The sequence below is a fragment of the Bartonella sp. OD88NMGDW genome, from assembly GCF_042193775.1.
In the GTDB taxonomy this organism is placed as follows: domain Bacteria; phylum Pseudomonadota; class Alphaproteobacteria; order Rhizobiales; family Rhizobiaceae; genus Bartonella; species Bartonella grahamii.
Genome location: NZ_JBHIMA010000045.1, coordinates 1 through 1700 on the forward strand (window position 1 = coordinate 1; position 1700 = coordinate 1700).

A 1700-nucleotide genomic window follows, 5' to 3' on the forward strand; every position below is an offset into this window, starting at 1 on the left:
CTGTTTCACTACTCAGCATGGAAACAAGATGAAATTCCATTTGTAGGTAGGGAGACAAAATTGATAATCCATTAAATAAACAATAAAAGTGTCCGGAATGCTAGTCTACCGCTCACACCTGATAGCCTCCCTCCTCTGCCTAGAAGGAATAATAATATCACTCTTCATCACAATCGCCCTCATGGCCTCAAACACACACTCCTCTCTGACCAACATCATACCAATCACCCTACTAGTATTTGCTGCTTGCGAAACAGCAGTAGGCCTTGCCCTACTAGTCTCAATCTCCAATACATACGGTCTAGATTACATCCACAACTTAAGTCTACTTCAATGTTAAAAATAATCATTCCAACAACCATATTGCTACCAATAACATGATTCTCTACAAACAATATAATCTGAATTAACTTAACTACACATAGCCTAATCATTAGCCTCATTCCCCTACTATTTTTTAACCAAACCAATAACAACCTCCTTAACCACTCAACCTACCTATCCTCCGACCCACTAACAACACCCCTTCTGACACTAACCGCTTGACTTCTACCCCTCATGATAATAGCTAGCCAGTACCACCTATGCAATGAACCCCCTTCGCAAAAAAAACTCTACCTCTCCACAATAATTTTCCTTCAAATCACCTTAATTCTAACATTCATGGCCACAGAATTAATCTTATTCTACATCCTATTCGAAACCACCCTTATTCCCACCCTAATCATCATCACCAAATGAGGTAACCAAGCAGAACGCCTCAACGCAAGCACATACTTTCTATTCTATACACTAACTGGCTCTCTACCCCTACTCATCATATTAACCTACACCTACAATAACGCAGGCTCATTAAATATCATACTACTAACACTCACAGACCAAAAACTAACAACCACCTGATCACACAACCTCGTCTGACTAGCATGCACGATAGCTTTCATAACAAAAATACCCTTATATGGCCTACACCTATGACTCCCAAAAGCCCATGTTGAAGCCCCTATCGCAGGCTCAATAGTCCTCGCCGCAGTACTCTTAAAACTAGGTGGCTATGGCATAATACGACTCACCCCTATTCTTAACCCCCTAACAGAATACATAGCCTACCCTTTCCTCATGCTAGCCCTATGAGGCATAATCATAACAAGCTCAATCTGCCTACGACAAACAGACCTAAAATCACTCATCGCATACTCCTCCGTAAGCCATATATCCCTAGTAATCATAGCCTCCCTCATTCAAACCCCCTGAAGCTTTTCTGGCGCAACCACCCTCATAATTGCCCATGGACTTACTTCCTCTATACTATTCTGCCTAGCTAACTCAAACTATGAACGCACCCACAGCCGCATTATAATACTCTCCCGAGGACTTCAAACACTACTTCCACTAATAGCCCTCTGATGATTCACAGCAAACCTTACCAACCTAGCCTTACCCCCCACCATTAATTTAATTGGAGAACTCTTCGTGATTACAGCCTCATTCTCTTGATCTCACATCACTATCGTGCTAACAGGACTTAACATACTAATCACAGCCCTCTACTCCCTCCACATATTCATTACAGTACAACGAGGAAAACTCACACACCACATAATTAACATAAAACCCCCTTTCACACGAGAAAATACACTAATATTCATACACCTTACCCCAATTATCCTTCTATCCCTTAACCCCAACATCATTCTAGG

Annotated in this window: 1 protein-coding gene and 2 pseudogenes; all 3 read left to right on the plus strand. The window is 41.6% G+C overall.

All coding sequences use genetic code 11. The features are described 5' to 3' along the window. Window positions 1–97: 97 nt before the first annotated feature. Complete coding sequence (locus ACFIJR_RS08935) at window positions 98–340, plus strand: NADH-quinone oxidoreductase subunit K (protein WP_375654056.1); 243 nt, start codon at window positions 98–100, stop codon at window positions 338–340. Between the two features lie 65 nt (window positions 341–405). Continuing rightward, window positions 406–741: pseudogene (locus tag ACFIJR_RS08940) on the plus strand (hypothetical protein). 15 nt (window positions 742–756) lie between these two features. Continuing rightward, window positions 757–1407, plus strand: a pseudogene (locus ACFIJR_RS08945) (proton-conducting transporter membrane subunit); the annotation flags it as partial. Window positions 1408–1700 lie beyond the last annotated feature (293 nt).

Excerpts from the sequence above, each read along its gene's own strand:
- ACFIJR_RS08935 (WP_375654056.1), top strand. The coding sequence starts at position 98 with ATGCTAGTCTACCGCTCACACCTGATAGCCTCCCTCCTCTGCCTAGAA.